Origin of the sequence: Rhizobium sp. NZLR1, assembly GCF_017357385.1 — a bacterium.
Taxonomy (GTDB): Bacteria; Pseudomonadota; Alphaproteobacteria; order Rhizobiales; family Rhizobiaceae; genus Rhizobium.
The window spans coordinates 56,359-62,500 of the sequence record NZ_CP071632.1 but is presented as its reverse complement, the minus strand read 5'-3'; the positions used below and the strand labels follow the sequence as shown (position 1 = coordinate 62,500).

The 6,142-nt window shown below is 63.3% G+C and carries 5 protein-coding genes; 4 read left to right on the top strand and 1 reads right to left on the bottom strand.

The features are described from left to right. The first annotated feature begins 110 nt into the window (after nt 1-110). The 4 genes from J3O30_RS00305 (at nt 111) to J3O30_RS00290 (ending at nt 5,519) form a co-directional block, all read left to right on the top strand. On the top strand, nt 111-1,058 hold the full coding sequence (locus J3O30_RS00305) for an ornithine cyclodeaminase family protein (RefSeq protein WP_207582363.1): 948 nt from the start codon (nt 111-113) through the stop codon (nt 1,056-1,058). Beyond that, nucleotides 1,055-3,520: an ATP-dependent helicase HrpB gene (gene hrpB, locus J3O30_RS00300; RefSeq protein ID WP_207582362.1), complete on the top strand. Its 2,466-nt coding sequence runs from the start codon at nt 1,055-1,057 to the stop codon at nt 3,518-3,520. The genes J3O30_RS00305 and hrpB overlap by 4 nt, the downstream gene beginning before the upstream one ends. A 23-nt stretch (nt 3,521-3,543) precedes the next feature. Beyond that, the gene (locus tag J3O30_RS00295) at nt 3,544-4,872 is read left to right on the top strand and encodes an ActS/PrrB/RegB family redox-sensitive histidine kinase (protein WP_207582361.1); all 1,329 of its coding nucleotides are present in this window, start codon (nt 3,544-3,546) and stop codon (nt 4,870-4,872) included. 68 nt (nt 4,873-4,940) lie between these two features. Next, complete coding sequence (locus tag J3O30_RS00290; RefSeq protein ID WP_207582360.1) at nt 4,941-5,519, top strand: ActR/PrrA/RegA family redox response regulator transcription factor; 579 nt, start codon at nt 4,941-4,943, stop codon at nt 5,517-5,519. 12 nt (nt 5,520-5,531) lie between these two features. Here J3O30_RS00290 and J3O30_RS00285 read toward each other — a convergent pair whose 3' ends face one another. After that, complete coding sequence (locus J3O30_RS00285) at nt 5,532-6,026, bottom strand: MmcB family DNA repair protein (RefSeq protein WP_207582359.1); 495 nt, start codon at nt 6,024-6,026, stop codon at nt 5,532-5,534. Between the last annotated feature and the right edge of the window lie 116 nt (nt 6,027-6,142).

Genomic DNA, 6,142 nt, shown 5'->3' with positions numbered 1-6,142 from the left:
CGAGGGAGACAAGGTTGATATGGGAAGCCTGATGTTGAATTCCAGGTGCTTGCCTATAACGCGCCTCAGTCGCTAATTTGGCGGCGATAGAATATCCGGCGGAGTGAAGAATGCTTGTCCTCGATGAAGAACAGACGCGCGCGGCCCTGCCCTGGCCGGAACTGATCGAGGCGATTGCCCGCATGTTCCAGAGCGAATGCGTGATGCCGGTGCGCCACCACCATGAGATGGAGGTGCCGGGTGAAGAGAGCGCTACACTGCTTCTGATGCCGGCCTGGCTTCCCGGACATTATGCCGGGGTGAAGACCGTCTCGGTCTTTCCTGGCAACATGCGGCGCGGCCTGCCGGCGATCTTCGGAACCTATCTTCTTTCCTCCGGCGCTACCGGCGAGATGCTGTCTGCGATCGACGGTGGCGAACTGACTGCGCGGCGGACGGCGGCAGCATCGGCGCTGGCGGCCCGTTATCTCGCCCGTGCCGATGCGGAGGAGATGCTCGTCTGCGGGACCGGTCGACTGTCGCTCAACCTGATACTTGCTCACGGCACGACCCGGCCGATCAAGAAGTACCGCGTCTGGGGTCGCAACCGGCATGCCGCGGAAACGATCGCCGCCGAAGGGCGGGCGCTGGGGCTGGATGTCGAGGCGGTTGCAGATGTTGAAGCCGCGGCGCGAACCGCCGATATCATTTCCTGCGCCACGCTTTCCAGCGAGCCGTTGATATCGGGCGAATGGTTGAAGCCCGGCGCCCATCTCGATCTCGTCGGTGCCTTCAAGCCAAATATGCGCGAAAGCGACGACGAGGCCATCCGCCGTGCTTCGGTCTATGTCGATACCCGCGCCGGCGCCGTCAGCGAGGCAGGCGATATCGTCCAGCCGCTGAAAAGCGGCGTGCTTAGGGAAAGCGACATCAGAGCAGAGCTTGCGGAACTGGTCAGCGGTGCCCATGGCGGGCGAAGCCATGGTGAGGAAATCACGTTGTTCAAATCGGTCGGCGCCGCTTTGGAAGATCTCGCCGGAGCGATTCTTGCCTATGAGACAGTGACGGGCCGAAAGTGACGATCAGTGCATCATTGCCGGAACTTCCGGTTTCACATGTTCTGCCGGCCGTCGGCGCGGCGTTGGCCAATGAGGGACGCGCCGTCCTTTCCGCGCCGCCCGGCGCCGGCAAGACGACGCTGGTGCCGCTTTACCTGCTTGACCAGGCCTGGCGCGGCGACGGCAAGATCATCCTGCTGGAGCCCCGGCGGCTGGCGGCGCGGGCGGCGGCAAGCCGGATGGCGTCATTGCTCGGCGAGCAGGTTGGCAGCACGGTCGGCTACCGCATGCGCCTCGACAACAGGATATCGGCAGCGACACGGATCGAGGTCGTGACCGAGGGGGTTTTTGCCCGGATGATCCTCGACGATCCGGAATTGGCCGGTGTCTCTGTCGTCATCTTCGACGAATTCCACGAGCGTTCGCTGGATGCCGATTTCGGACTGGCGCTGGCGCTCGACGTCCAATCGGCCCTGCGCGAGGATTTGCGTATCTTGGTGATGTCGGCGACCCTTGACGTCGAACGTGTGGCGGCCCTGCTCGACCATCCGCCTGTCATCGAAAGCCTGGGGCGCAGCTTTCCGATCGATATCCGCTACCAGGATCGGCCGGGCGGCGAGCGCATCGAGGATGCGGTCACGCGGGCGATACTCGATGCCCATGCCGATCAGACCGGCTCGATCCTCGCTTTCCTGCCCGGCCAGGCGGAAATCACCCGAACGGTGGAACGGCTGCAGGGACGATTCGGAGCCGAGACACTGATTGCGCCGCTCTATGGCAATCTCAGCCAGAAGGAGCAGGATGCGGCAATCCGACCGGCATCCACGGGAACACGCAAGATCGTGCTTGCGACGTCGATCGCCGAAACCTCCATCACCATCGATGGCGTCAGGATCGTGATCGACAGCGGGCTGCAGCGTCTGCCAGTGTTCGAAGCACCGACCGGGATCACCCGGTTGGAGACGGTGCGCGTGTCGCGGGCTTCCGCCGATCAGCGGGCGGGCCGCGCCGGCCGAACGGAACCGGGTATCGCCGTCAGGCTGTGGCACCAGGGACAGACCGCGGCCCTGCCGGCCTTCACGCCGCCGCAGATCCTTTCCAGCGACCTTTCCGGACTGGTGCTCGATCTCGCCCATTGGGGCGTTCAGGATCCGGCGTCGCTTGCCTTTGTCGACCAGCCGCCGGAGACGACGCTCAGGGAAGCGCGGGTGCTGCTTGGCCAGCTCGGCGCGCTCGACAAGGGTGGGGCGCTGACAGTACGCGGCAAGGTGATGCGTGATCTCGCTTTGCCGCCGCGGCTTGCCGCCATGGTCATTTCTGCAGGCGAATCAGGGCACGCCCGCGATGCGGCAATGATCGCCGTGCTTCTCACCGAACAGGGGCTCGGCGGAACGAACATCGATATCGAGGAGCGGCTGCGACGCTTCAAGGCCGAGCGTGGCGAAAGAGTGGAGGCCTCGCGGCGGCTGGCGGCGCGGCTGGCGAGCGGCCTCGACACCGTTACCGCAACGGCGCCGGCACTTGCGGGCCAGCTCTTGCTGCATGCGTTCCCGGATCGGATCGCGCTTCAGCGCGGCGGGCGCGGCCGATTCGTGATGGCGAACGGGCGCGGCGCGGCGCTGCCGGAAGCCGAGAGGCTGGCCGGCAGCCAGATGCTGGTTATCGCCGATCTCGCCGGGCGGGCGGCGCGGGCGCGAGTATTGGCGGCAGCCGAGGTAACGCGCGGCGATATCGACGCCGAGCTGCCCGGCGAAATCAAAACCGGCGATCAGATCTTTTTCGACCGGCAAAGCCGGCAGATACGAGCGCGGCGGGCAACCCGGCTCGGTGCGATCGTCTTCGAAGAGACGCCCTTGCCGCGGCCTTCCGGGGCCGCGGTCACCCAGGCACTGGTGGAGGGCGTGCGCGAGCTGGGGCTCGATCATCTCGCCTTCTCGAAGGAGGCCGTGCAACTTCGCGAGCGGATCGGATTCCTTCACAGGACGATCGGCGAGCCCTGGCCCGACGTCAGCGACGATGCCCTGCTTTCGCGGCTGGATGATTGGTTCGGCCCCTTTCAGACAGAGGCCCGCGGCCTTTCCGAGATTTCCGCCGCCGGGCTGTCGAACGGGCTGCTGTCGTTGGTGCCGCACGAGGTGCAACGCGACCTTAACCGACTTGCGCCGACGCATTTCGAAGCGCCGACCGGCCAAAGACATCCGATCCAATATGAGGGCGAGGAGCCGGTGTTGACGATCCGCGTGCAGGAGCTGTTCGGGCTGAAGCAGCACCCGGCCATTGCCGGCGGCCGTCTGCCGCTGCTGCTCGAACTGACCTCGCCGGCGCATCGGCCGATCCAGACGACCCGCGACCTGCCGGGCTTCTGGGCCGGCACGTGGAGAGACGTGCGTGCCGATATGCGCGGACGTTATCCCCGGCATCCCTGGCCAGAGCGGCCGGAAGACGCGTTGCCGACGACACGGGCAAAACCGCGTGGTACATGAGGGCCATCCAAGGAGCCCCCGGCATGATCGACACGCCTGGCATGATTGACAAGACACAAAGCCTTACACTGGAGGACCGGTACAGCAGCCGCAGGCTGCGCCTGCAGACGCTGGTGCGGCTGCGCTGGCTTGCCGTTTGCGGCCAGGCGCTGACGGTGTTCATCGTGGCCTTCTGGTTGAAATTTTCCTTACCGCTGATTGCCAGCTCTTCGCTGATCGCTGCCCTTGCCTGGGTGAATTTCTACCTGACGATCCGCTATCCGCCGACCCACCGGCTGGGACCGCCGGCCGCCTTTGCGCTGCTCGGCTTCGATCTTCTGCAGCTCTGCGCGCTGCTCTTCATCACCGGCGGCCTTGCCAACCCTTTCGCAGCCCTCGTCTGCGTGCCCGTCATCATTTCGTTTGCCTCGCAGCCGATCCGTTACAGCACGGCGCTGATCGGCTTCGCGATGGTGTGCATCACGATGCTTGCCTTTTCGCCTTTTCCGCTGCCCTGGTTCGACGGTGTCGAGATCAACGTCCATAACGTCATGCAGTTCGGGGTCTGGTGCTCGATCGCCTCGACGATGGCCTTCGCCGCCTTCTATGCCTACCGTGTCTCGCTGGAAGCGAGCCAGCTTGCCGATGCGCTGGCTGCAACCGAACTGGTGCTGCAGCGGGAAAAACACCTTTCACAGCTCGATGGATTGGCGGCCGCCGCTGCCCACGAGCTCGGCACGCCGCTTGCGACGATCAGCGTCGTCGCCAAGGAAATGGAGCGGGCGCTCAAGGACGACGATCGTTTCCGCGAGGACGTGATGCTGCTGCGCAGCCAGAGCGAACGCTGCCGTGACATCCTGCGGCGGCTGACGACGCTTTCCTCCGAAGGCGAAGCGCATATGCGCCGCCTGCCGCTTTCCTCGATGATCGAGGAGGTCGTCGCGCCACACCGGGAATTCGGCATCATCTTGGAGCTGATCGAAAAGAGCCCGCGCAAGGACGAACCGGTGACCGACCGCAATGCCGGCATCATGTACGGGCTCGGCAACCTGATCGAAAACGCCGTCGATTATGCGCGGGAGAAAGTGATCGTCACCGTCGAGCATGATCACGACAAAGTGCTGATCGTCATCGAGGATGACGGCAACGGCTACGCTCCCGATATTCTGACGCGGATCGGCGAGCCTTACATGACCAAGCGGCAGAAAGAGGATACGGCGGGCGGGCTCGGCCTTGGGCTTTTCATCGCCAAGACGCTGCTGGAGCGCTCGGGGGCATCGCTGATTTTCGAGAATCGCGACCCGGAAAGTGCGGGCGCGCGTATCCGAATCGAATGGCCGCGCATGCTGATCGACGCAAATTCGACAAAATGACTTTGTCGGCATAAGTAGGATATAAACGGTTGACGCAGATCGGGCGTTCAAGCGCCAGGACCAAGACGATGACAGAACAAAATCACGAAAATTTCGCCGCGGCTGATGAAGACCATATCGGTCCTGACGCTAGCCTGCTGATCGTCGACGACGACGGGCCGTTCCTGCGCCGGCTGGCCCGGGCGATGGAGACGCGCGGTTTTCAGGTGGAGACGGCCGAATCAGTGGCGGAGGGCGTTGCGAAATCGAGAGGCAGGCCGCCGAAATATGCGGTGGTCGACCTTCGGCTCGGCGACGGCAATGGGCTCGACGTCATCGAAGCTATCCGCCAGCGGCGCGACGACACCAGGATCATCGTGCTGACCGGCTATGGCAATATCGCAACCGCGGTCACCGCCGTAAAACTCGGCGCCGTCGATTACCTGGCAAAGCCAGCGGATGCCGACGACGTCTTTTCAGCGTTGACGCAGCGGCCGGGCGAAAAGGCCGACCTTCCCGAGAACCCGATGTCGGCCGACCGGGTGCGCTGGGAGCACATCCAGCGGGTCTATGAAATGTGCGAGCGCAACGTGTCGGAAACCGCGCGCCGACTCAACATGCACCGGCGTACACTGCAGCGTATCCTTGCCAAACGGGCGCCGAAATAGACGAGACATCCGTCAAACATCATCGACGGTATACGGCTTTCCGTTGGCCCATTCGGCCATCATCAGCCTCTGCGCGGCGGCACGTGAGAAATTGAGCGTGACGGATTTTCGCGTGGCCGGGGCCAAACGATGTTCCGGCGCCTCGCGAATCATATGAGCGCCATAACCGTCCGACAGGAAAAGCCCGCACTCCTCGGGAAAGATGTCGAGCGGCACACCTTCGTGAGTCGCGAAGAACAACCGGTCGCAATGCAGCCTGTATTCCGGCCATTTGCGATCCACCCTGAAATCCTCGATCGACGTCTTGATTTCTATAATCCAGACCTCGCCCTTTTCCGAAACAGTGATCAAATCGGCACGGCGGCCGCTGGCGAGCGGCAGTTCGGGCAGCACGGCATGGCGCATTTCATGCAGCAAAATCTGCGTTCCGCGCCGCACCATCATGGCTCTGTCCGATTGCCGGCCATCGATTAACGGATTGTTATTGTAAACGCTCAAAATCGTCATGGATAACCCTAGCAGGGGCTGGCGTGTTGTTGCAAAAAAACCATGCGCTTCTAATTTGCGCCGCAGATGGATTTGTCGCGCAGCAGTAGCCTTGCAAAGCGCAAGTTAATCGAAAA